Genomic DNA, 21184 nt, shown 5'->3' with positions numbered 1-21184 from the left:
TCGCGGACAGCCACAACGGCCCCTCCAACGTCGCGATCATGGTCAGGTCGGTGACCCACAACCGGTTCGGTCCGTTCGCGGTGAAGTTGCGTTGCCAGGTCAGGGGCCAGATCGGCGTCTGGGTCCCGGCGGGTGAAACCTCTGCCCCGGCGGGGGCTGATCCCGGCGAGGCCGGCCTGGCGCATGAGCCGTTCGACACGTTTGCGGCCGACGTGGACGTCCTCACGCCTGAGGACGGCGTGCACGCGGACCGGTGCTGTCGATTCCGCGAACAAAGCAGCCACGGGCCCGAGAACATCACCCTGGGCGTGCCCAGCGAGCGCGGCGACGCCGCGGGCCTCGACGCCGCCCGCGCCAGCGGAGCGGACCGTGTCCTCAAGGGCCTTCCCACCGGTGTGGACACCTCCCTCGCCCGCCTGTCGCGCCTGGATGAGCATGCGCACGTAGCCCGGACCGGCAATCGAGACGCCCCGGCACCACCGGCTCAAGGGCAGCCTGGCCCATGGCACTCACCGTCGGCAGACCTGCGAGCAGTGGCAGATCGAGGTGACCGGCGGCGACCGTGTCTGGTCTCTCCTGGACACCGCGAGCGCCACCTGCTCGATCACCTCTGCAAGCGGGGCATCCGCGAGCAACAGACCGCCACTGAGCCAGGACAGCCGCGTGAGCCAGGACAGCCGCGTGGGGAAGGGACGGCAAGTCGTCGTTCGGGCGAGGGGCATCAGCCGATCGGTTGATGCCCACACAAGCGTGATGGCTGATGGTGGGCGTCCATGTGCGGGGCGACGCTGGGGTCATGTCGATCGTCGAAGTAAACGGGCTACGCAAGTCCTACGGCGGTAACCCGGTCGTGGCCGGAGTGAGCATCGCCATCCAGGAGGGCGAGATCTTCGGGCTCCTCGGCCCCGACGGCGCGGGGAAAACCACCACCGTCGAGTGCGTCGGGGGCCTGCGCGTCCCCGACGCCGGGAGCGTCACCGTGGCCGGGTTCGACCCGATCGCCGAGCGCCGCGCGCTGACGCGGGTGCTGGTCCACTCGCTGCGAAGGCTCAGCGACTGTGTTCGGCGCCCGTCGGTGCCGGGTTGTGTCCCAGCCGGCGTGAGATGGCGTCCGCCGTGGCGACGGCCAGGGGGCCGAGGCGGTTCATGGCGGGCTCGACGCGGTCCTTGAGACCGGCGACGCTGATGGCGGCGACGACGCGGCCCGTGTGGTCGAAGATGGGGGCGCCGCAGCAGGCGCTGGCGAGGTCGAATTCGCCGTGTTCTTCGGCCCAGCCTCGGCTGTGGGCTTCGGCGAGGTCGGCTTCCAGGGTCTCGGTGGTGGTGAGTGTCTGCGGGGTGTAGGGGGTCAGTGTGAGGGTGCGGAGCAGGTCGGCGCGTTCGCGGGGGGCGAGGCCGCAGAGGTATGCCTTGCCGACCGAGGTGGCGTGCAGCGGCCGACGGGCGCCGAGTTCGGCGTTGACGCTGACGGACTGGGGGCCGCGTTCGCGGCCGATGAACACCATCTCATCGCCGCTAAGGACGCCGAGACTCACGGTCTCGCGGGTCTGCTGGACCAGGACCCGCAGCAGTTCCGGAGCGACGTCGGCGACGTCGGCGGAGTGGACGGCGGCCATGGCGAGCCGGGCCGCGGCCGGGCCCAGCCGCCAGCGGCCGTCGCTGGTGGCGTGGAGGAAGTCGTAGTGACTGGCTGCACAAGTGGGACCGGTTCATCACCCGCACCCTCTGACCATCCGACGAACGTGAAGGGCGCCGTCTCAGCAGGTCTCGGTCTGCCCTGCGGCTGTACAGCCTCATCTGTCGACCGACGGCGAGCCCCAGCTGACCACGTTCACCGACGACGTGGCCCCGGTGGCCGACGGCAAGACACGGCTGACCGTACGGCACGTCGCCGCCGCCCCGGCCGTCGACGTCCGCGCGGGCGGCCGGCCCATCTTCGTCGACCTCACGGCTTGGTGGCTCGGACGTTGGCGGAGTGCATGCCGTCGGCGACCTGGTGGGTGGGGGCGATCTCGATGCCGGTGAAGCCGGCGGTTTCCAGGCCGCGGCGGTATTCGGCGAAGGACAGGGCGCCGGCGATGCAGCCGACGTAGTCGCCGCGTTCGGCACGCTGGGCGGGTGTGAGGGTGTCGTCGGCGACGACGTCGGAAACGCCGATGCGGCCGCCGGGCTTGAGGACGCGGAAGGTCTCGGCGAAGACGGCGGGCTTGTCGACGGACAGATTGATCACGCAGTTGGAGATCACGACGTCGATGGTGTTCGCGGGCAGCGGGATGGCCTCGATGGTGCCCTTGAGGAACTCCACGTTCGTCGCGCCCGCCTTCGCCGCGTTCGCCAGGGCCAGGGCGAGCATCTCGTCAGTCATGTCGAGCCCGTACGCCTTGCCGGTGGGTCCGACGCGGCGGGCGGAGAGCAGGACGTCGATGCCGCCGCCGGAACCGAGGTCCAGGACACGCTCGCCTTCTCGCAGATCGGCGACGGCGTTGGGGTTGCCGCAGCCGAGGGAGGCGGCGACGGCTTCGGCGGGCAGGGCGTCGCGCTCGTCGGCGGCGTAGAGGGTGGAGCCGAAGTTCTCGTCGACCTCGACGGGCTGCGGCCCGCAACAGGCGGCGTTGCCCTCGGTGACCTGCACGGCTGCCGCGGCGTAGCGCTCGCGGACGGTTTCACGCAGGTCGGTGGACTGCTCGCTCATGGCTCACTCCTGGGTGACGGGGCATGGCGGTGCCCCGGGAACGGCTTGTATTGACGTTCTTTGATTCAACCTTGCGCCTTGAATTGAAAAACATCAACATAGAGCCATGTCGAAACAAGAACTTGAGGTGATCGGCCAGGGCGCCGACGGCTGCTGCGATGATCTCGCGTCCGCGCCGCTGGACGATGAGCGCGCGGCTCAGCTGGCGAAGGTGTTCAAGGCCCTCGGGGATCCGGTCCGGCTGCGGCTGCTGTCGATGATTGCCTCGCGGGAGGGCGGCGAGGTCTGCGTGTGCGAGATGACGCCCGCCTTCGACCTGTCCCAGCCGACGATCTCGCACCACCTCAAGCTGCTGCGCCAGGCCGGACTCATCAACTGCGAACGCCGCGGCACGTGGGTGTACTACTGGGTGCTCCCCGGCGTCCTGAACCAGATGGCCGCGTTCCTGACCACGCCGCAGACCGCAGGAGCCACCGCGTGAGCGCATCCCTCGGCCGCCGCGTGGCCGCCGAAGCCCTGGGGACCGGGCTGCTGGTCGCGGTCGTCGTCGGCTCCGGCATCCAGGCCACCGATCTCACGCGGGACGTGGGCGTGCAGCTGCTCGCCAACTCCCTGGCCACCGTCTTCGGCCTGGGCGTGCTCATCCTGCTCCTCGGGCCGGTCTCCGGCGCGCACTTCAACCCCGCCGTGACCCTCGCGGCCTGGTTCACCGGCCGCCGCACCGGGGACGGCCTCATCCTGCGGGACGTCGCCGCGTACGTGACCGCCCAGGTCGCGGGGGCGATCGGCGGTGCGATCCTGGCCGACGCGATGTTCGCGAGACCGCTGGTGACGTTCTCCACCCACGACCGGTCCGCCGGCCATCTGTGGCTGGGCGAGGCCGTCGCCACGGCCGGGCTGATCCTGCTGATCTTCGGCTTGGGAAGGATCAGCCGCGCCGCGCTCGCCCCGGCCGCGGTGGCCTCCTACATCGGAGCCGCCTACTGGTTCACCTCCTCCACCTCGTTCGCGAACCCGGCGGTGACCATCGGCCGCGCCTTCACCGACACCTTCGCCGGCATCGCCCCCGCCTCCGTCGCCCCGTTCATCGCGGCCCAACTGCTCGGAGCCGCGATCGGACTTGGCGCCGTAGCCGTGCTCTATGGCCGTCCCGCTCCCGCCGGGGACGAGATCGTCCTCCCGCACGGCGAACCCGAACTCGCCTCCTCCTGACCCACCCCACTCTCCAGAAGGACTCCTGCCATGAACGCTCCCGCCCCGCGCGCGTCGGTGCTGTTCGTCTGCGTCCACAACGCCGGCCGCTCCCAGATGGGCGCCGCCTTCCTCACCCACCTCGCCGACGGGCAGGTCGAGGTCCGCTCGGCCGGCTCCGCGCCTGCGAACACCGTCAACCCGGCCGTGGTCGAAGCCATGAAAGAGGTCGGCATCGACATCTCCGCTCAGCAGCCGAAGATCCTCACTACCGAGGCCGTGCAGTCCTCGGACGTGGTGATCACCATGGGCTGCGGGGACACCTGCCCGGTCTTCCCCGGGAAGCGGTACCTGGACTGGCAGCTGGACGACCCGGCGGGCCAAGGCGTGGACGCCGTGCGGCCCATCCGGGATCAGATCGAGCAGCGCGTACGCGGTCTGCTCGCCGAACTCGGCATCCCGGCAGCGGCATGACACCTGAGCCCATCGAGGGATACGCCCTCGCCGACGACCCCGTCATCGGCGCCTTCGAGTACGCCTGGTGCCTGACACCGGAAGGCCGGGTGGCCGACCCGGCCGTCCCCGACGGCTGGTCCTGGCCTACGGGGGACTGCCGCTCACCGACGCCTTCCGCCGCGCCCAGGGCCGCGGCGGCCACGCGGTGATCACTTTCGGCCGCAACCTGCTGACCGGATGTGATCAGGGATATGGCGGCTGCATGGGGCCGGGCCCCCGCGTGTACGGGGAGTACTACACGGTCGAGGAACGAGGCAAGAGTTACGCGGCCTGACCCAGTACCAGTACCCAGTGTCCTCTCTGACCTGCATGTTTGAGAGGTGCTGGTCGGTTTCTCGGCTACTTGCCCGAGCCGTCTCGGAAGCTGGTTCGCTCTGGCGCTTCGTCCGGCGTTGAGGGTCGGTGCCTCTCGGGCGATCCGTGGCCAGGTCCGTCGGCCGGTCGTCGGTGAGCTGCCGGGCGACCGTGCGGCCGAAGGCGAGTGTCGGGGAAGCCCTTGCTGTCACGGGTCGACCGTCCTCCACCCCTTCAGCCCCGGCGTACAGTGGATCACCATAGAGGCGCAAACCCCCCTGAATCGGCTGCATGCCATAAGTTGGCCGTAAGGGGTGGGGGACAGGCCGGCCCCGAGGCGAGGCGCGAGATGCAGGACGCGACAGACGCGCAGCGTGGACGACCGTCCGTGTCCGCCGACGGCGGGGGCGAGTTGCCGTCCCTGCTGCTCGCTTTCCGGCAGGCGATCGTGGCCCTGGGAGGACTGGGGGGATGGTCCACCTGGCCGACGCCGAGGGACGGCCGCTGCGGCTGGCGTCGGTGATCGGGATCCCGCTGGACATCCTGGAGGAGTGGCAGACCACCGATCCGGCCGGCGAGTCCGCCCCCGCGAAGGCGCTGCGCGATGGCGCGCCGGTGTGGCTCTCCGCGGCTGATCCACGGGCCGGCTTTCTCCCCATGGGCAGCGGGATGGCCGCCGTGCCGCTGATGGTGTCGGAGGCGCCCGCGGGGACGCTCTGTGTGGTGACGGCAGAGCCGGATCCGCCCGGCCCGGCACGGCAGGACCTCCTCGAAGCGATCGCCCGCTGGCTTGCCGCGCGGCTGGGCCGTCCCGCCTCCTCCCGGCGGGAGGACCAGCCGGCCGCCGCGTCCCGGCTTCGGCGCGCGGTCGGTGCGTCGGGGGTCGGTGCCTGGGACTGGGACGTCCGCACCGGTGAGGTGGTGGGGGACGAGGCACTGCTCGACGTACTCGGCGTCCCACCGGAAGCCTTCGACGCCGGCGCCGAGCGATGGGCCGACGCCCTCCACACCGACGACCTGCCCCGGGCGATGGCCGATCTCGCGGAAGCCTTCGTCAACCGCCTCCCCTACACCGCGGAGTACCGGGTGCGGCACCCCGACGGCGAGACACACTGGGTGCGGGCACGAGGACAGGTCACCGCCGCTGACAGCCGAGGGCCGACACACGTCGGGGGCACGCTCTGGGACAGCACCGAGATCAGAGCCGGCGCCGAGTCGCTCGCCCGCACCCTGCGGCACATGGACGAGGGATTCGTGACCACGGACCCCGACTGGCGAGTCACCTACGCGAACGTCGCCGCAGAGCGACTGCTCGGCCCCCCCGGACCCTGCTCGGACAGCCGCTCTGGGACCAGCCCGCCATGGCCTCCTCGGGCCTGCAAGAACGCTGCCTGCAGGCCGCAGCGAAGAAAACCCCCACCGACCTCGACGTCCTGTGGCCCAGCGACCAGCGCTGGTACCGCGTCAGCCTGGCCCCGTCACCGGACGGCCCAGCGCTCCACTTCACCGTGGCGGTGTAGTTGTGGCCGGCGCCCACGGCCAGCAGGGCGGGGGCGAGGGCGGGGGCGACCGACTGGGGCAGGACGGTGGCGATGTTGATGACGCCGAGGTCTTTGGCGGCCCCGCCGCGGCTGTCGGGCAGTACTTCGGTGACCAGGGCCATGTCGACGGCGAAGTAGACGCCCTGGCCGAGCCCGCCGAGCGCCATGGCCAGGACGAACAGGGGGATCGACGTGCCGACCGCCAGGATGAGCAGGCTGACCGCCGAGAGGCAGGCCGCGAGGATGACGAAGATCCTGCGGCGGCCGAGCCGGTCGGAGAGCCAGCCGAAGAGGTTGCTGCCGATCACCACGAGCACCGTCTGGACGCCGACCCCGACGCCCACCATGCGGTTGGAGTCGTCGATGTTCAGGCCGAGCTGGTCCCGGAGGTAGTAGACCTGGTAGTTCAGGACGGCGGCCACCGCCATGAGGAGCAGGAACCGGCTCAGCCAGGTCCAGCCGAAGTCCGGGTGGCGGGCGGGACTGACCCAGTAGCTGCGCAGCAGCTCCGAGAGGTTCCACGCGGGGCGGTCCGCCGGGTCGAGCCGCCGGTCGGGAAGGACCGCCACCAGCCACACGACTGCGACCAGGGCCAGCACGCCGGGGGCGATGAACGCCAGCGGGGAGGCGGGACCGATCCCGTTGGCCAGGCCGATGCCGACGACGGTGGCGAGGGCCTGGCACATGCCGAGGATGCCGGAGACCAGTCCGCGCCGGCGCGGAGCGACGTGGTCGGGCAGCAGCGCCAGCATGGTGGCGAGCATCGTGGTGAACGCCGCCTGGACGACGCACCAGCCGGCCAGCACCCCGGCGAGGGTGTGGGAGACACCGACCAGTGCGAGGCCGAGGACACCGATGAGGGCACTGCCCAGGAGCCAGGGTCGGCGCATCCCGAAGCGGGAGGTCGTACGGTCGGACAGCCGGCCCAGCACCGGGTTGCTGAGCAGTCCGACGACCGCGCCGACGCCGAGCACCAGGGACAGGCGGGACTCTTTGTGTGCGGGGTCGATCTCCTCGACGCGGTTGGCGAGGGTACACCACTTCCCAGGACGCAACCATCCTGAGCGGAACGGCATTGCAGGAGAGGGCTGTGCATATCTCACTCCCCCACTGCCGACACGCGCACCAAAGTCTTCCTTGACATCCGCATCCCGGCCGATGAGGGTCGCACGGTTCACGTGAAGGTACTCCAGGACGGAAATCCGACAGAGATCGGTGCGACCGTTCCTGTCGTCTACGACCCGCGGAAACCGCAGCGCGCCAAGACCGGTCTGGTCGGAGTTGACTTCGATTCCCGGAGCGGCGTGGGCCCGGTCGTCGTCGATGTCCTCGGTCACGGGGAGCTGGACGGCCGCCCAGTGGTAGACGCGCGGACCCTTGGCGCCGGCGCCGCACGAGCGCTTCTCCCACGCCTCATCCGGTGCCTGCGTGAACAGGTGGTCGATGCGGCCGAAGCGCGGCACCTGCTGGGACTTTGGGGCGGTCAGGACATAGCCGATGGCTGTCTCTTCGAGCAGGCGGCGAAAGCGCCACTCCTGGCCGTAGGCGGAATCGGCGGTCACCCAGGCGATCGGCAGCGGCGAGGCGAGCGCGCAGAAACCTGCGCGGCCCGGGTCAGGGTGTCAGCACGACTCTGCCGAACACCTTTCCGGTGTCCATCCGGCGGTGGGCCAGCGCCGCCTGGTCCAGAGGCAACACCTCGTGCACGACCGTGCGAAGGTCTCCGCGCGCGGCAGCGGCGAACTGGGACGACCGCACGGTCTGCCGGTCGGGGCCGGGCACGGTGTCGGAGCTGAAAGTGGTGAACGACAACGACTTGCGGAAGGCGTCCATCAGCCGCATACCGAAGTCCGCCGGCGGCTGCCCACCCACCACACCGACAGCCACAAACCGTCCGTTGGGGTTCAGCTTGTCCAGGAAAAGGGGAAGCTGGGGGCCTCCCACGACATCGATCACCACGTCGAAGCCCGCCGGCGTGTCCGGGCCGCCCTCGCCGGTGCGGTCGAGGACATGGGTGGCACCCAGGTCCCGCAGGCGGGCGCCACGGTCCCCCGACGAGGTGGTGACCGCCACCGCGCTCGCACCATGCCTGGCCGCGAGCTGGACCGCCGTGGTCCCGATGCTGCCCGCCGCACCGCGTACGAGCACCGCCTCTCCGGGCGCGAATCGGGCCCGTTCCAGGGCGAAGTGGGCGACCACGCCGGAGCCGCCGAGGGTCACCGCGTCGGGGCCGGTCAGACCGTCGGGCAGTACGAGGATGTCCTCGACCGCGGCGACCGCCTGCTCGGCATACCCACCGGACAGGCCGGTGAACGCCCACACACGCCGCCCGATCCATGAGGCGTCCACGCCCTCGCCCACCGCGGCGACCCTTCCCGCGACCTCGCTGCCGAGGAGGTGGCCCTCCCGGAAGCCGTAGGCGGCAAGCGTTCCGCGGCGGATCACGGCGTCCACGCCGCCCACCCCGATCGCCTCCGTGGCGATCCGCACCTGCCCCGGGGCGGGAACGGGCGCGGGTACATCGACGACCTCCAGGCCGTCGGGGCCACCGAACGTCCTGATCACAACGGCTTTCATCTCTGCTCCTCGGGTCAGCGGAAACGGTTCGAGCTGCCGCGGCCGTGGGCGTCGCGCCGGCACCCGAAGCCGGGCACCACCGGTGAGATGCCGGGACGGGGCGGTGGCAGCACCACCATCGGAACGTAACGGACGCCCCCGTCCACTTGGCTAAAGTGAGAAACGATGACCGGCCAATTGCCTCAGACCGAGCGCTCCGACGCCCGCGACAACCGGGTCCGCATCCTCGACGCCGCCCGCGCGGTGTTCGGCGAGGAGGGCCTGAGCGCACCCATGCGCGAGGTCGCCCGGCAGGCGAGCGTCGGCCCCGCCACGCTGTACCGGCACTTCCCGACCAAGCACGCACTGATCGTGGAGACCTTCGCCGAGCAGCGCCGGGCCTGCCGGTCCGCCGTCCGCGACGCCCTGGCGGACCCGGACCCGTGGCACGGATTCCGCAGCCTGGTCGAGCGGATCTGCGAACTCCACGCGCACAGCCGCGGCTTCGCCGACGCCTTCATCACGGCCTTCCCCGAGGCCATGGACTTCGCCGCCGACCGGGAGCAGGCACTGCGGGCGGTCGGCGAACTGGCCCGCCGCACCCAGATGACCGGCCAACTGCGCCCCGACTTTGTCGTCGACGACCTGATCCTCATGCTCATGGCCCACCGGGGCCTCCACGAGACGCCGCGCGCCACCCGGGTCACGGCCTCCCGCCGCTTCGCCGCCTACCTGATCGAGGCGTTCCGCGCCGCACCGGAGACGGCAGCGCCCACGCCGCCGCTGCCGCCGGCTGTGCGGTGGCCGACGCGGCACCCCGGAGCCCGGCCACCGCAGGGCTGAGGCCGGGGTGGGGGCCACGCTGGTAACGACGGTCTTCTCGGGGTGTCGGCGTACACGCGAACGTGGCCCTGGCAAGATTTCCGTGAAGCTGGGTGTGCCACCGTGCGCCGGTGACGCTCCATCACGGGTAGCGACGTCGGAGCAGGGCCGTGAGGATGACACGGTGGCGGAGGAGCGGGACTCCTGCGCGTCCGGCCGTGATCCGCTTCTGGAGTTTCAGGTCGGTAATGCGGCCTTCGTTGACGCCGGAGTTGAACGGGGTGGTGATGCCCTGTTCGACTGCGGGCTGGTCTTCGCGGATTGCCTTGGCGAGGCTGGCCAGGGCGGGAAGGCGGGAGGTTGCGAGCTGGTCGAGCCAGGCTGGCAGCGGGGTGGCGTCGCGGTTCTCGAGCATGGCGGCGAACTGACGGACCAGGTCGTGGCTTCGGTTCGACTCCGGGCAGTGCTCGAACAGCGTCGGAGTGCCTCGGCTGCGTGCAAGCTGCGGCGGGACGGTGTGGCGGTGATCCAGCGGGCGACTTCGCGAGGTGAGGGCGGCCGCTCGCGCGGGGTGTCGATCGGCAGGCCGCGGCGTAGCGGTGCGATGGCCATCTTGACGCGCTGGTAGTGGCCGCGGTAGCCCTTGGCGGCGATCTCCTGGTGCAGCACCGTTGCGGTGTGCTCGCCTTCCTCCCACCGCTGCCGCAGGTACTCCAGGTACGGATCGAGGCTGGTGGTTCGGCGGGGCCGGGTGCGCCGTACGCAATCCTGCCAAGTGGCGGCCCGGGCGTACCTGCCCACGGTGCGCCGGTTCAGGCCCGGCTCGCGGGCCGCGGCGCTGAGCGAACAACCAGTGTCGGTCACCGCGTGCACGTCTACCGCATCACCGAGCAGGTCAACCAGACCACCGGCCGATACGCCCCGCTCAAGCACCGCAAGCCGGGTGAGTACCGCGACGTTCCCCTGCCCCGGCGGGTCCGGCAGGCCATCGAGCGGTACGCCGACCGGCACGGCACCGTCGACGGAAACCTCCTGCGCCACCCCTCGATCCCACGCGCACGTTCCCGCACTACTACGTCAACAACCAGTGGCGGCGGGCGCATCAAGAAGCAGGACGGCATCGACCTCCCCGCGGGGATGGTCGTCTACAGCTTCCGGCACTTCTTCGCGTCCAACTGCCTCACCCACAACATTCCCATCACCGACGTCGCGGAATGGATGGGACACAAGAACATCGACGTCACCTTCAAGATCAGTTCTTCAGGTGTGCGAAGGCGTGTTCGCAGACGGCTCGTTCTGCGGCGATCAGCTGGTTGACCTGCTTTTTCGCGGGCGGGAGCTTCTTGTCCTCGGGCTTCTTGCGGCAGTGGCGGTGGGCGTGGTCATCGGGTGGTCCTCCGGTTCCGAAGGGCTGCCGCGGTGAAGTGCGTCATTTCTCGGCCGGGGTGGGGGCTTGGGGAAGACGTAGCCGGAAGCAAGCTCCGAGGGTCCGGGGCGTGAGGGTGAGGGTGCCTCGGTGGCGGTGGGCCAGGTCGCGGGCGATGGCGAGGCCCAGGCCGGTGCCGCCGTGGTCACGGGAGCGGGCGTCGTCGAGCCGGACGAAGCGTTCGAAGATGCGCTCGGCGTCCTCGGCGGGCACGCCCGGTCCGTCGTCGTGCACCGTCAGGACGACCCGGTCGTCCTCGTTCCGGACGGTGATCTGGATGCGGTGCGCGGCGTGGCGGGCGGCGTTGTCGACGAGGTTACGCAGCAGCCGTTCGTATGCGTCGGGGTCTCCGTGTACGTGTGCGGGGGCGGTGCCGTCACAGGTGAGGGTCAACGGCCGTTCGAGGAGGAGGTATTGCTCGGCCAGCCGGGAGGCGAGGGCTGTCAGGTCGACGGTCTCGGGGCCGGCCGCGGGGGAGCGGGTGTCGAGGCGCGCGAGGAGCAGCAGGTCTTCGGCGAGGGCCTGGAGGCGGCGGGTCTGTCGTGCGGCGGTGGTGGCCGCGGCGGGCCAGTCGGTGCGTTCCGGGTAGGCGAGTGCGACTTCCAGGCTGGCCAGCAGTGTGGTGAGGGGGCTGCGCAGTTCGTGGGCGGCGTCCGCGACGAAACGGCGTTGCTGGGCGGCAGCGTTGTCGAGGCGCTGGAGGGTGGTGTTGAGGGTGGTGGCCAGGGCGGTGATCTCGTGTCCCGTGGCGGGGACGGTGACGCGTTCGCGAGGGTCGCTCGCGGTGACCGACGCGGTGAGGGCGCGGATGGCTTCGACCGGCCGCAGGCGATACGGACGGCGAAGTAGGTCACGGCGGCGATCAGTACGAGGCCGACGAGCCCGGCCCGCAGCAGCAGGCGGTCGGTGGTCTTGGTGATCGCCTCCGCGATGTCCTCGCCCGCGTGCGGGAGCACCACCACGTAGACCCGCAGCCGGGCGTCGGCGGCGACGCCCAGAGCGGCGACTTCGTCACGGCTCAGTTCATCGGCCCTGACGTCGTCGTACATGGCCAGGTAGGTCCCACCGTCCTTGCCGAACCGGCCCCCGGGCTCGGAGTCCTGGCGCGCCGGTATACGGATGGGGCGGGTCGTGTAGCCCCAGGCCGCCCCGTCATCCGGTGGGGCGGGCAACTCTGCCTTCGGTGGGGCGGGCAGCACATGGCGGGTGCCGGGATCGAACTCCTCCATGCCTTCGCCGTAGGCGACAGCGGCGCGTCGGCCGGTCGCGACGATCTCGTACGGCACGGTGCTTCGGCGAGCGGGAACCGCGCCCTCCTTCAGCTGATCGACGAGAGCCAGGAGTTGTTCCCGCGCCTGCCCTTGGGCGATCTGTGTGCTCTGGCGGTAGACGTCGTGGTGGACCCACCAGCCGATGCCGACCAGGATGACAGCGGCAGCCGAGGCCGCGGCCAGGGCCGTGCGGGCTCGTACCGAACGCGGCCACCAGCGGCCTCGCCGCTCAGTCGCGTTCACGGTCGTCCACCAGCCGGTAGCCGCTGCCTCGTACGGTCTGCAGGGACTGCCGGTCGAACGCGGCGTCCACCTTCTTGCGCAGCGCGCTGACGCGCGCCTCCACCAGGTTGGGATCCCATGCCTCGTCGGGCCACGCGTGATACAGCAGATCCGCTTTGGAGACCGCCTGGCCCGCCCGGCGGGCCAGCAGCTCCAGCACGGCGAACTCCCGGGGCGTGAGGTCCACCCGGGCCCCGGCCCGGCGGCAGACCCGGCCGGCGACGTCCAACGAGAGGTCGCCCACGGCAAGAACGGGCGGGGCGACCGTGGCGGCTCGTCTGACCAGGGCCCGCAGCCGTGCGACGAGCACCAGGTAGGAGAAGGGTTTGGCCAGGTAGTCGTCGGCCCCCGTGTCCAGGGCCTCCGCCTGGTCCCAGTCCCCGTCCTTGGCCGTCAGTACGAGGATGGGGGTCGCGTTGCCCTCCCGGCGCAGCTGGGCGCAGACCTTGTAGCCGTTGAGTCCGGGCAGCATCAAGTCCATTACGACAAGGGCGTATTCGCCGGTGCGGGCCATCCACAGTCCCTGCCGGCCGTCATGGGCGAGGTCGACGCTGTAGCCCTCGGCGGTCAGCCCGGTGTGCAGGGTGTGAGCAAGGTCCACCTCGTCTTCGACCACCAGGATGCGCATGCGGTGCAGCCTCGCACAGCGCCGGCCCGCCTTCCTGATCGGCCGGTCAGGTTGGGTCAGCATCCGGTCAACGAGGTCCCGGCACGCTGGCGGAGCTTCTTCGCCACTGCTGAAAGGCCCCGCAGCCGATGTCCCTTGATGAACGTGCCCCCACCATGGTCAGGGCGGTCGCCCCTCCCGCACCGGCCCGTCGGCCGACACCGAACGTGGCCGCAGCCGTTGTCGTCATCGCGCCCCTGTCGCTGACCATCGCTCTGGGGCTCTGGGGCATCCGCAGGCAGAACACCATGTGGGGGGACGAGTCCGTCACCTATCAGCTCGCGCACCGCGATCCTTCGCAGATATGGCACACCGCCCAGCATGTTGATCTGGTCCATGCCCTCTACTACGCCGTGATGCATGAGATCTTCGGTCTCTTCGGCGGAGGGCTGCTGACGTTACGGCTGCCGTCCGTGCTGGCGATGGCCGTGGCGGCGAGCGGCGTCGGGCTGCTGGGGCTGCGCCTGGCGGGGCCCCGTGCCGGGCTGCTGGCCGGGCTGGCGTTCCCGCTCCTTTTGCAGGTGCAGAAGTACGCGCAGGAAGGCCGCTCGTACGCCATGGTCTGTGCCCTGGTCACCTGGGCCACCTATGCGCTCGTGGTCGGTGTCCCGCATCGCGCCCGGTGGCGGTGGGCGGTCTACGGCTGCACCATGCTGACGGCCTGTCTGCTCCATGAGTTCGCGGTCCTCGCCCTGGTCGCGCACGGCGTCACGCTGGTCGTCTCCCGTGTTCCGCGCCCGGTGCTGAGGGCGTGGAGTGTGGCTGCCGCGGGCGTGGTGGCCGGGCTGCTGCCGCTGGTGATCCGCAGTGCGGGGCAGTCGGGGCAGGTGTCCTGGATCGACGGGCCGGTGCGGCTTCGGTATCTGCTGGTGGTGGCGGTCGTGGGCGTGGTGTGTGCCCGAGCGCCCCTGGGGGCGAGGGGGCCGGTGCGGCTTTCCGTGGTGGCGGTGCCGCTTCTGGTGCTTCCGGGCCTTCTGCTGCTGATCGTCTCGCTGGTCAAGCCTCTGTTCGTCGACCGGTATGTGCTCCACAGCAATATCGGAATCGCCTTGCTGCTGGGCGCCTGGACGGACTACATCCTGCGGCGGCAGCGGTCTTCCCGCTACGCGTGGATCGCGGCGGTCGCCGTACTGGCCGCGCTCGTCCAGCCGAGCCTTTCGCTGAGGACGCCCCAGAGCCGGAGCAATGACGCCACCGCCATCGGCGCCGCCGTACGCAAGGAAGGCCGTCCGGGTGACGGGCTGCTCCATCTCGAGGGCCGGCAGCGGATCTTGACCGCGGCCAACCCCGAGGACACCCGCTCTCTGACGGATCTCGCCCTGGCACAGGATCCCGTTTCGTCGAACACACTTGCAGGTGTCGAGCTGCCCGCCCGGGACATAGCGGCACGCATGCTGGAATTCGACCGGATCGTCGCGGTCCGCGCGGTGGGTGTGAACTCGCCGGCCGACCCGCGGGAGGAAGCGAAGACAAGCACCCTGCGGCGCTACTTCCGTGAGTACCGAACAACCCGTGTCAACGGGGCGCGAGTCACGGTCTATGTCCGGGACCACGCCCCGTCTCCGAAGGCCGGTCCTGGATCCGACGGCCCGGGAGCGACGAGGTGACCACGATGGGTGCGGGCCCGGCCGGCAGCACCGCCGTCACGCTGGTCGAGGAGCTTGGTCTGATCGCTGCGCACCCGGGGCGCGCGTGCCCGCGGCGATCACGTCGATGTCCACTGCTGCGCCCCGGGCGGTTCTTCTTCCCCACCCTGCCCCTGCCGGAGGAGCTGACCGCGGGCACGGCGGCAGCGACCGGCAAGTCAAGTCCGTGGCGTCGGGGGATGCCGGCGATGACGATCCCCTCCCCGGCGTTTCCGGCGCATCTGGTGGGCGGCCTCTCACTGTGGCTTGCCGGTGCGTCCGAACCTTCGGGAGTTCGAGGCTTGGGCTCCACGGTCCCGGCGACCACGTCGGAGAGCCGCGACGGCCGACCGGGGCAGTTCCCGTTCCGAGGTGAAGGAGCTGGTGACCGCGAGGGATCGTGCGTGACGCACTCCCGGACCGCCGGTTCGAGAGGGCGACGCGCCTGGCGGGCGGAGCGGTGGTCCGGGTGGTCGAAGCCCGGCGGGGCCACGTCGCCGCGACCGGCCGTGGTCAGGCGTGGGAGAGAGCGAAGGAGACCAGGAAGCCGCACACGGTGATCAGCCCGATGGCGAGGTGGGCGTCGTCGAACGCCTCCGGGATCATCGTGTCGGCGATCATGGCGAGGATCGCCCCGGCGGCCACCGCCGTGACGGCTGCGATCACAGCCGGGGAGAACGCGCCGATGACCGTGTAGCCGAGAACGGCGGAGACCGTGCCGGCCGCGGCGATCGCCGCCCACACACCGAAGACGTAGGCCTTGCCGCGTCCCGCCCGCTTCATACCGGCCGAACTGGACAGTCCCTCGGGCACGTTGCTGATGAACACCGCCGCCACGGTCACCAGACTCACCGTCCCGCCGTCGAGCAGGCTGACTCCGATCACCGCCGATTCCGGGACGCCGTCCAGCAGTGCTCCCAGCGCCAGCGCGGTCCCGGACCCGCCCTGTTCGCTCTCCGACGGCTGTGACCGCGCCGACCGGTTGCCGGAGCGCTTGCGGTGCCGGGCGCCGCGACGGGCCAGCCAGACGTTGCCCAAGGTGTAGGCGATCGCGCCGGCGAGCGTGCCGATCGCCGCCGGGGCGAGTCCTGCCTCGTCGTAGGCCTCACCGACCAGTTCGAAGCTGACCGCCGACAGCAGCACCCCGGCGCCGAAGGCCATCACGGTGGCGATCACCTTCTGCGGCACGCGCAGCCCGTATCCGATCCCGGCGCCGACCAGCAACGCCGAGCCGGCCAGTAGTCCCCACAGCCCCGCCTGCACCACTTCGCTCATGGCGCTACCGGTACCCGGACCTTGCCGGGCGTCACACACGGAGCGGATCGGCCCGGCGGCCCGGCGTGCGGCCGAGGCGCGGGACGGACGTACGAGGGCCGGGGGCCCGAGACCCGGTCGGACATAAGGGCCCCGGCGCCCTTCGGCGCCGCTCGCTCAGCCGGCGGTGTCGCGACGGGCCCGACGATCCGACGTTCGCCGGATCGGTCGGGGACCGCTGTCTCAGCCGCGGACGCACTGTTCGATCACCGAGGCGACCTGCTGCGTCGCCGGCGAGTTGCGCTCCGCCCGGCGGGCCAGGACGAGATCGACGGATTCCGTCTCGGTGAGCGGCAGGTACGTCACGCCGTCGAGCCGCAGGCTTCGCACCGACTGCGGCACGAGGGCCACGCCGTGTCCGGCGGCCACGAAGACGACGAGGGTGGCGGTCTCGCCGACTTCGACGAGGGACGAGGGCCGGAAACCGGCCCGGTCGCAGGCGGACAGGACGCGGTCGTACATGGCGGACCGCGTCTGCGACGGATGGATGACGAAGGGCTCGTCGGCCAGCGCTCGCAGCGGGATCCGCTCGCGGGCGGCCAGCGGATGATGCGTCGGCACCACGGCGACCAGGGGCTCGGTGCGCAGCGGCGTGAGGCTCACCCCTTCGGTTCCGGTGAGGCCGGAGCGGAACACCGCCAGGTCGTAGGTGCCGGTGAGCAGGCCGTCCACGAGCTGCGGGGTGAGCAGCTCGCCATGCAGGTCCATGGTGATGCGGGGCAGCCGGGCCCGCACGGTGCGGGCGACGTGGGGGAGCACGTCGTAGGTGGCGGTGCCGATGAAGCCGACGGAGACCCGGCCCGAGTGGCCGGTCGCCAGCTCGCTCATGTGGACGCGTGCGCGCTCGGCTTCGGCGACCAGCGTGCGGGCGTACCCGGTCAGGTGCCGACCGGCCTCGGTGAGTTCGACGTGCCGGGTGGACCGGTGGAACAGGGCGGTGCCCAGTTCGTGCTCCAGCTGCTTGATCTGCTGGGACAGAGCGGGCTGGGCGACGTGCAGGCGGGCCGCCGCACGCCCGAAGTGGCACTCTTCCGCGAGAGCGAGGAAGTAACGGACCTGACGGAGCTCCATCCACCGATTTTATAACCTGCCCTTATGAATGGAGTCACATTAGGTCTTGGACATGATGAAGGGGGCGACCCTACCGTGACGACGTGACCGACAGTTACGTATACGCAGCGGCAAGAACGCCCTTCGGACGGTTCTCCGGCGCCCTCGCCGGAACACGCCCCGACGACCTCGCGGCACGCGCGGTCAACGGGGTCCTGGCCAAGGTGCCGGCGCTCGACCCGGGCGAGATCGACGACGTCGTGTGGGGCAACGCCAACGGCGCGGGCGAGGACAACCGCAACGTCGGCAGGATGGCCGTGCTGCTGGCCGGCCTGCCCACCTCCGTTCCCGCCACGACCGTCAACCGGCTGTGCGGCTCCTCCCTGGACGCGGCGATCATCGCCTCGCGCGCCGTCGAGAGCGGTGACGCCGACATCGTGCTGACCGGCGGTGTGGAGTCGATGACCCGGGCGCCCTGGGTGCTGCCCAAGCCGAACCGCGCCTTCCCCGCCGGCGATGTGACCGCCGTGTCCACCACGCTGGGATGGCGGCTGGTCAACGAGCGCATGCCGGAGGCGTGGACGGTCTCCCTGGGTGAGGCCAACGAGCAGCTGGCCGACCGGTTCGCCATCCCCCGCCGACGGCAGGACGAGTTCGCCGCCCGGTCCCACCAGCTCGCCGACGCCGCCTGGACCGCCGGCTTCTACGACGATCTCGTGGTGCCGGTCGCGGTGGACGACAAGGGCGCGACCCTCACCCGGGACGAGGGAGTCCGGCCCGGCTCCACCCCCGACAAGCTCGCCGTGCTCAAGCCGGTGTTCCGCACCGACGGGGTGATCACCGCGGGCAACGCCTCACCGCTCAGCGACGGCGCGTCGGCCGTACTGCTCGGCTCGCGGGCCGCCGCGGCGCGCATCGGCGCCGATCCGCTGGCCCGCGTCGCGGGGCGCGGAGTGTTCGCACTGGACCCGCAGATGTTCGGATTCGCGCCGGTGGAGGCGGCGAACCGGGCCCTGAAGAGCGCGGGCGTCACCTGGTCCGACGTCGGTGCGGTCGAGCTCAACGAGGCGTTCGCCGTGCAGGCACTGGCCTGCGCGGACGCCTGGGACATCGACCCCGGGATCGTCAACACCAAGGGCGGTGCCATCGCGCTCGGTCACCCGCTGGGCGCCTCCGGCGGCAGGCTCCTCGGCACGCTGGCCCACCGGCTCACGGAGTCCGGCGGGCGGTGGGGCGTCGCGGCCATCTGCATCGGAGTGGGCCAGGCGCTCGCCGTGGTCCTGGAGAACGTCACGGGGACGAGCCGATGACCACACAGCTGTGCGCCCACGCCGACGAGGCGGTGGCCGGGATCGAGGACGGCTCGACGGTGCTCGTCGGCGGCTTCGGCATGGCCGGCATGCCGGTCGACCTGATCGACGCGCTCATCCGCCAGGGCGCCGGGGACCTGACCGTGGTGTCCAACAACGCCGGCAACGGCGACACCGGGCTCGCCGCGCTGCTGGCCGAGGGACGGGTCCGCAAAGTGATCTGCTCCTTCCCCCGCCAGGCCGACTCCCACGTCTTCGACGGCCTGTACCGGGCCGGCCGGATCGAGCTGGAGGTCGTGCCCCAGGGCAACCTCGCCGAACGGATCCGGGCGGCCGGGGCCGGCATCGGCGCCTTCTACTGCCCCACCGGGGTCGGAACCCTGCTGGCCGAGGGCAAGGAGACCCGGGTCATCGACGGCCGCACCTACGTCCTGGAGTACCCGATCAGGGGCGACGTGGCGCTGATCGGCGCCCACCGGGCCGACCGCATGGGCAACCTCGTCTACCGCAAGACCGCCCGCAACTTCGGGCCGGTCATGGCCACCGCCGCGGCCACCGTGATCGCACAGGTCCGCGAGATCGTCGAGACCGGCACGATCGATCCCGAAACCGTGGTGACGCCGAGCATCTACGTCGACCGTGTCGTGCAGGAGGCAACCGCATGAACCCCGACCGACCCTCCGCGAGTACCGCGCACACCCCGCTGGACAACCACGGCATCGCCGCCCTCATAGCCCGGGACATCCCGCCCGGCGCCTTCGTCAACCTCGGCATCGGCCGGCCCACACTCGTCGCCGACCATCTGCCGGCCGACTCCGGCGTGGTGCTCCACACCGAGAACGGCATGCTCAACATGGGACCCGCGGCCCAGGGCGACGAGATCGACCCCGATCTCACCAACGCCGGCAAGATCCCCGTGACCGAGCCGCCCGGGGCGGCGTACTTCCACCACGCCGACTCCTTCGCCATGATGCGCGGCGGCCACCTGGACATCTGCGTGCTGGGAGCCTTCCAGGTCTCCGCGGCCGGCGACCTCGCCAACTGGCACACCGGCGCACCCGACGCCATCCCCGCCGTCGGCGGAGCCATGGACCTGGCGATCGGCGCCAAGAACGTCTTCGTCATGATGACGCTGTTCACCAAGACCGGCGCGCCCAAGCTGGTGCCCCGGTGCACCTACCCGCTGACCGGGCCGGGCTGCGTCGACCGCGTCTACACCGATCTCGCCGTCTTCGACATCACCCCGCGGGGCGTCACGGTGCGGGAGACCTTCGGCACCACCGTCGACGACCTGGCAGGCCGCCTGGACCTGCCCCTCCTGCCTGCTACGACCGACGCGGACACTCCGCTGACCGGCAGCGCTCCGGCAGGCCGCTGACCGGGTACGAGACAGCGACCGCCGACCGCCGACTGCTCGCCCCGCTCAGGCGGACTTCTGGCGCAGGAGCCGCAGTTGCCCGGTGAGCTGGTCCGTGGCCCAGCGGTACATCGGTGCGTACTCGACGGGGTCGTACGCGCGCACCGCCTCCTCGGTGACGAGGATGAGTCCGAGGTACACGTTGTACAGGGTCAGCCGTGTGCGTTCCCGGTCGGTGAGCGCTCGCCCGAGGAACCCGTCGAGCACGCCGGGTACCGCGTCGGGTTCGCGGAACATCAGAAGGGACACCAGCTCCGCGAGGGGGTCGGCGTACAGTGCCCGCTCCCCGTCGATGATCCCTTCGATGGCCAGGTCGTCGTCGACGAAGACGTTGCCGTCCCAGAGGTCGAAGTGCACGAGCGCCGGGCGAGTGACGTCGTCCAGCAACGGTGCGTGGCGGCGGACCAGCGCGGCGATGTCGTCCGCGGCCATGGGCAGCGGCCGGTCGTGTTCGACCGCGTCGGCCAGGATGTCCTCGACGAGGGTGAGGAACGAGGTGCGCCAGCTGGGGGAACGGGTGTGGCCGTCGCGGCGCGGGTAGCCGAACAGTTCACCGGTGACGGTGGTGATCCTGGCGCCGATCCGGCCGAGGTCACGGCGGATCCGGTACAGCTGCTCCGGGGTGAGCCGCGGAGCCAGGGCATGGAGGCTGGTGCCGTTCAGCCGGTCGAGCAGGAGGTAGCCGGCGTCGAGGTCGGCGTAGCGGAGGGCGGGCAGCGGTACGCCCGCCGCCGCGGCCCGCCGGAAGAACTCGTGCTCGGTGCGCATGAGGTCGGCCTCGCACCGCAGCAGCTTCAGATCCGGGGCCGGCGCGGCTTTGAGGACGAGCCGGGTGCCGTCGGCGAGATCGACGCCGTGGACGGCGTTGAAGAACCCGTCGGTGAACTCGTGCAGCGACGTGATCCGCGCCGTGGGACCGAGGGCGGCGGTGATCACCCGTTGGATCTCGGACCGGTCCAGGTCCCGCTTGGTCGCACTGTCCACCCGCAGATCATGGCAAGCGTTTTCCGGCAGGACAAGGCATGCTGCACCGGAGTCCACGGAGCATTTCTCGGCGCAGGCCCTGTCCTTCACGTCGACGCGGGGATGGGTGACGCCGCATCGCCCGGCCGTGGTGGCGCGGCTCGGCGATGCGGTGGGGTGGTCAGCGCGAGGCCTCCGCGACGACCGAGGTCACGAGGCGCTGACTCATCGCGGCAAGGAGGCTGCG

Annotated in this window: 20 protein-coding genes and 3 pseudogenes; 12 read left to right on the top strand and 11 right to left on the bottom strand. The window is 71.0% G+C overall.

Annotated features, from left to right (window positions below; all coding sequences use genetic code 11):
- A partial coding sequence (locus tag ACIP67_RS27250) for an IS3 family transposase (protein ID WP_401695450.1) occupies positions 1-437 on the bottom strand: 437 nt, incomplete at its 3' end.
- A 359-nt stretch (positions 438-796) separates the two neighbouring features.
- Here ACIP67_RS27250 and ACIP67_RS27245 point away from each other — a divergent pair.
- A pseudogene (locus tag ACIP67_RS27245) lies at positions 797-1030 on the top strand (ATP-binding cassette domain-containing protein); the annotation flags it as partial.
- Positions 1031-1049: 19 nt separating this feature from the next.
- Here ACIP67_RS27245 and ACIP67_RS27240 read toward each other — a convergent pair.
- Positions 1050-1616 carry an IclR family transcriptional regulator gene (locus ACIP67_RS27240; RefSeq protein ID WP_401695449.1) on the bottom strand — a complete coding sequence of 189 codons (567 nt, stop codon included), beginning with the start codon at positions 1614-1616 and terminating at the stop codon, positions 1050-1052.
- A gap of 329 nt (positions 1617-1945) precedes the next feature.
- Positions 1946-2692 carry an arsenite methyltransferase gene (gene arsM / locus ACIP67_RS27235; RefSeq protein ID WP_401695448.1) on the bottom strand — a complete coding sequence of 249 codons (747 nt, stop codon included), beginning with the start codon at positions 2690-2692 and terminating at the stop codon, positions 1946-1948.
- Positions 2693-2798: 106 nt separating this feature from the next.
- Here arsM and ACIP67_RS27230 point away from each other — a divergent pair, with 106 nt between their 5' ends.
- From ACIP67_RS27230 to ACIP67_RS27210, 5 genes and pseudogenes are all read left to right on the top strand, one after another.
- The gene (locus tag ACIP67_RS27230; protein ID WP_401695447.1) at positions 2799-3173 is read left to right on the top strand and encodes an ArsR/SmtB family transcription factor; all 375 of its coding nucleotides are present in this window, start codon (positions 2799-2801) and stop codon (positions 3171-3173) included.
- Positions 3170-3904 carry an aquaporin gene (locus ACIP67_RS27225; RefSeq protein ID WP_401695446.1) on the top strand — a complete coding sequence of 245 codons (735 nt, stop codon included), beginning with the start codon at positions 3170-3172 and terminating at the stop codon, positions 3902-3904. Before ACIP67_RS27230 ends, ACIP67_RS27225 begins: the two co-directional genes overlap by 4 nt.
- A 30-nt stretch (positions 3905-3934) precedes the next feature.
- The gene (locus ACIP67_RS27220) at positions 3935-4357 is read left to right on the top strand and encodes an arsenate reductase ArsC (protein ID WP_401695445.1); all 423 of its coding nucleotides are present in this window, start codon (positions 3935-3937) and stop codon (positions 4355-4357) included.
- Positions 4354-4548, top strand: coding sequence for a hypothetical protein (locus tag ACIP67_RS27215; RefSeq protein ID WP_401695444.1), 195 nt, complete (start codon positions 4354-4356; stop codon positions 4546-4548). The genes ACIP67_RS27220 and ACIP67_RS27215 overlap by 4 nt, the downstream gene beginning before the upstream one ends.
- Positions 4549-5164: 616 nt before the next feature.
- Positions 5165-5860: pseudogene (locus ACIP67_RS27210) on the top strand (PAS domain-containing protein); the annotation flags it as partial.
- Between the two features lie 112 nt (positions 5861-5972).
- Here ACIP67_RS27210 and ACIP67_RS27205 read toward each other — a convergent pair.
- Together ACIP67_RS27205 and ACIP67_RS27200 are read right to left on the bottom strand one after the other, a co-directional pair.
- The gene (locus tag ACIP67_RS27205) at positions 5973-7796 is read right to left on the bottom strand and encodes an MFS transporter (protein WP_401695443.1); all 1824 of its coding nucleotides are present in this window, start codon (positions 7794-7796) and stop codon (positions 5973-5975) included.
- Positions 7797-7848: 52 nt separating this feature from the next.
- Positions 7849-8811, bottom strand: coding sequence for a zinc-dependent alcohol dehydrogenase family protein (locus ACIP67_RS27200; RefSeq protein ID WP_401695442.1), 963 nt, complete (start codon positions 8809-8811; stop codon positions 7849-7851).
- A 165-nt stretch (positions 8812-8976) separates the two neighbouring features.
- On the opposite strand from ACIP67_RS27200, the gene ACIP67_RS27195 reads away from it, so the two are divergent.
- Positions 8977-9633, top strand: coding sequence for a TetR/AcrR family transcriptional regulator (locus ACIP67_RS27195; protein ID WP_401695441.1), 657 nt, complete (start codon positions 8977-8979; stop codon positions 9631-9633).
- A gap of 121 nt (positions 9634-9754) precedes the next feature.
- On the opposite strand, the gene ACIP67_RS27190 is transcribed toward ACIP67_RS27195, so the two are convergent.
- Positions 9755-10027: a hypothetical protein gene (locus ACIP67_RS27190; protein ID WP_401695440.1), complete on the bottom strand. Its 273-nt coding sequence runs from the start codon at positions 10025-10027 to the stop codon at positions 9755-9757.
- A 263-nt stretch (positions 10028-10290) separates the two neighbouring features.
- Here ACIP67_RS27190 and ACIP67_RS27185 point away from each other — a divergent pair, with 263 nt between their 5' ends.
- Positions 10291-10929, top strand: coding sequence for a site-specific integrase (locus ACIP67_RS27185; RefSeq protein WP_401695439.1), 639 nt, complete (start codon positions 10291-10293; stop codon positions 10927-10929).
- A gap of 112 nt (positions 10930-11041) precedes the next feature.
- Here the strand turns inward: ACIP67_RS27185 and ACIP67_RS27180 are convergent.
- Positions 11042-12552: pseudogene (locus ACIP67_RS27180) on the bottom strand (sensor histidine kinase).
- Positions 12539-13219 (bottom strand): response regulator transcription factor, encoded by a 681-nt coding sequence (locus ACIP67_RS27175; protein ID WP_401695438.1) that lies wholly within the window; start codon positions 13217-13219, stop codon positions 12539-12541. The pseudogene ACIP67_RS27180 and the gene ACIP67_RS27175 overlap by 14 nt, the downstream one beginning before the upstream one ends.
- A 155-nt stretch (positions 13220-13374) precedes the next feature.
- Between ACIP67_RS27175 and ACIP67_RS27170 the strand changes: the two genes are divergently transcribed.
- Positions 13375-14865, top strand: coding sequence for a hypothetical protein (locus tag ACIP67_RS27170; RefSeq protein ID WP_401695467.1), 1491 nt, complete (start codon positions 13375-13377; stop codon positions 14863-14865).
- A 531-nt stretch (positions 14866-15396) separates the two neighbouring features.
- On the opposite strand, the gene ACIP67_RS27165 is transcribed toward ACIP67_RS27170, so the two are convergent.
- Complete coding sequence (locus tag ACIP67_RS27165) at positions 15397-16158, bottom strand: ZIP family metal transporter (RefSeq protein ID WP_401695437.1); 762 nt, start codon at positions 16156-16158, stop codon at positions 15397-15399.
- A gap of 222 nt (positions 16159-16380) precedes the next feature.
- Positions 16381-17268 (bottom strand): LysR substrate-binding domain-containing protein, encoded by an 888-nt coding sequence (locus ACIP67_RS27160; protein ID WP_401695436.1) that lies wholly within the window; start codon positions 17266-17268, stop codon positions 16381-16383.
- Between the two features lie 83 nt (positions 17269-17351).
- On the opposite strand from ACIP67_RS27160, the gene ACIP67_RS27155 reads away from it, so the two are divergent.
- Genes ACIP67_RS27155 through ACIP67_RS27145 form a run of 3 tightly spaced genes read left to right on the top strand, consistent with a single transcriptional unit; the run spans position 17352 to position 19935 of the window.
- Positions 17352-18557, top strand: coding sequence for a thiolase family protein (locus ACIP67_RS27155; RefSeq protein WP_401695434.1), 1206 nt, complete (start codon positions 17352-17354; stop codon positions 18555-18557).
- Positions 18554-19222, top strand: a complete 669-nt coding sequence (locus ACIP67_RS27150) for a 3-oxoacid CoA-transferase subunit A (RefSeq protein WP_401695433.1) — start codon at positions 18554-18556, stop codon at positions 19220-19222. Before ACIP67_RS27155 ends, ACIP67_RS27150 begins: the two co-directional genes overlap by 4 nt.
- On the top strand, positions 19219-19935 hold the full coding sequence (locus ACIP67_RS27145; protein WP_401695432.1) for a 3-oxoacid CoA-transferase subunit B: 717 nt from the start codon (positions 19219-19221) through the stop codon (positions 19933-19935). Before ACIP67_RS27150 ends, ACIP67_RS27145 begins: the two co-directional genes overlap by 4 nt.
- Positions 19936-19980: 45 nt before the next feature.
- Here ACIP67_RS27145 and ACIP67_RS27140 read toward each other — a convergent pair whose 3' ends face one another.
- On the bottom strand, positions 19981-20958 hold the full coding sequence (locus ACIP67_RS27140) for a phosphotransferase family protein (protein WP_401695431.1): 978 nt from the start codon (positions 20956-20958) through the stop codon (positions 19981-19983).
- Between the last annotated feature and the right edge of the window lie 226 nt (positions 20959-21184).

The organism is Streptomyces sp. NPDC088812, assembly GCF_044750285.1.
Classification (GTDB): Bacteria; Actinomycetota; Actinomycetes; order Streptomycetales; family Streptomycetaceae; genus Streptomyces.
The sequence above is the reverse complement of the archived record's forward strand: the minus strand, read 5'-3'. Positions and strand labels throughout refer to the sequence as shown.

Coding starts and splice junctions, on each gene's coding strand:
- ACIP67_RS27220 (WP_401695445.1), top strand. CDS start 3,935: ATGAACGCTCCCGCCCCGCGCGCGTCGGTGCTGTTCGTCTGCGTCCAC.
- arsM (WP_401695448.1), bottom strand. CDS start 2,692: ATGAGCGAGCAGTCCACCGACCTGCGTGAAACCGTCCGCGAGCGCTAC.
- ACIP67_RS27145 (WP_401695432.1), top strand. CDS start 19,219: ATGAACCCCGACCGACCCTCCGCGAGTACCGCGCACACCCCGCTGGAC.
- ACIP67_RS27230 (WP_401695447.1), top strand. CDS start 2,799: ATGTCGAAACAAGAACTTGAGGTGATCGGCCAGGGCGCCGACGGCTGC.
- ACIP67_RS27195 (WP_401695441.1), top strand. CDS start 8,977: ATGACCGGCCAATTGCCTCAGACCGAGCGCTCCGACGCCCGCGACAAC.
- ACIP67_RS27215 (WP_401695444.1), top strand. CDS start 4,354: ATGACACCTGAGCCCATCGAGGGATACGCCCTCGCCGACGACCCCGTC.
- ACIP67_RS27160 (WP_401695436.1), bottom strand. CDS start 17,268: ATGGAGCTCCGTCAGGTCCGTTACTTCCTCGCTCTCGCGGAAGAGTGC.
- ACIP67_RS27165 (WP_401695437.1), bottom strand. CDS start 16,158: ATGAGCGAAGTGGTGCAGGCGGGGCTGTGGGGACTACTGGCCGGCTCG.
- ACIP67_RS27150 (WP_401695433.1), top strand. CDS start 18,554: ATGACCACACAGCTGTGCGCCCACGCCGACGAGGCGGTGGCCGGGATC.
- ACIP67_RS27170 (WP_401695467.1), top strand. CDS start 13,375: ATGGTCAGGGCGGTCGCCCCTCCCGCACCGGCCCGTCGGCCGACACCG.
- ACIP67_RS27175 (WP_401695438.1), bottom strand. CDS start 13,219: ATGCGCATCCTGGTGGTCGAAGACGAGGTGGACCTTGCTCACACCCTG.
- ACIP67_RS27200 (WP_401695442.1), bottom strand. CDS start 8,811: ATGAAAGCCGTTGTGATCAGGACGTTCGGTGGCCCCGACGGCCTGGAG.
- ACIP67_RS27190 (WP_401695440.1), bottom strand. CDS start 10,027: ATGCTCGAGAACCGCGACGCCACCCCGCTGCCAGCCTGGCTCGACCAG.
- ACIP67_RS27240 (WP_401695449.1), bottom strand. CDS start 1,616: ATGGCCGCCGTCCACTCCGCCGACGTCGCCGACGTCGCTCCGGAACTG.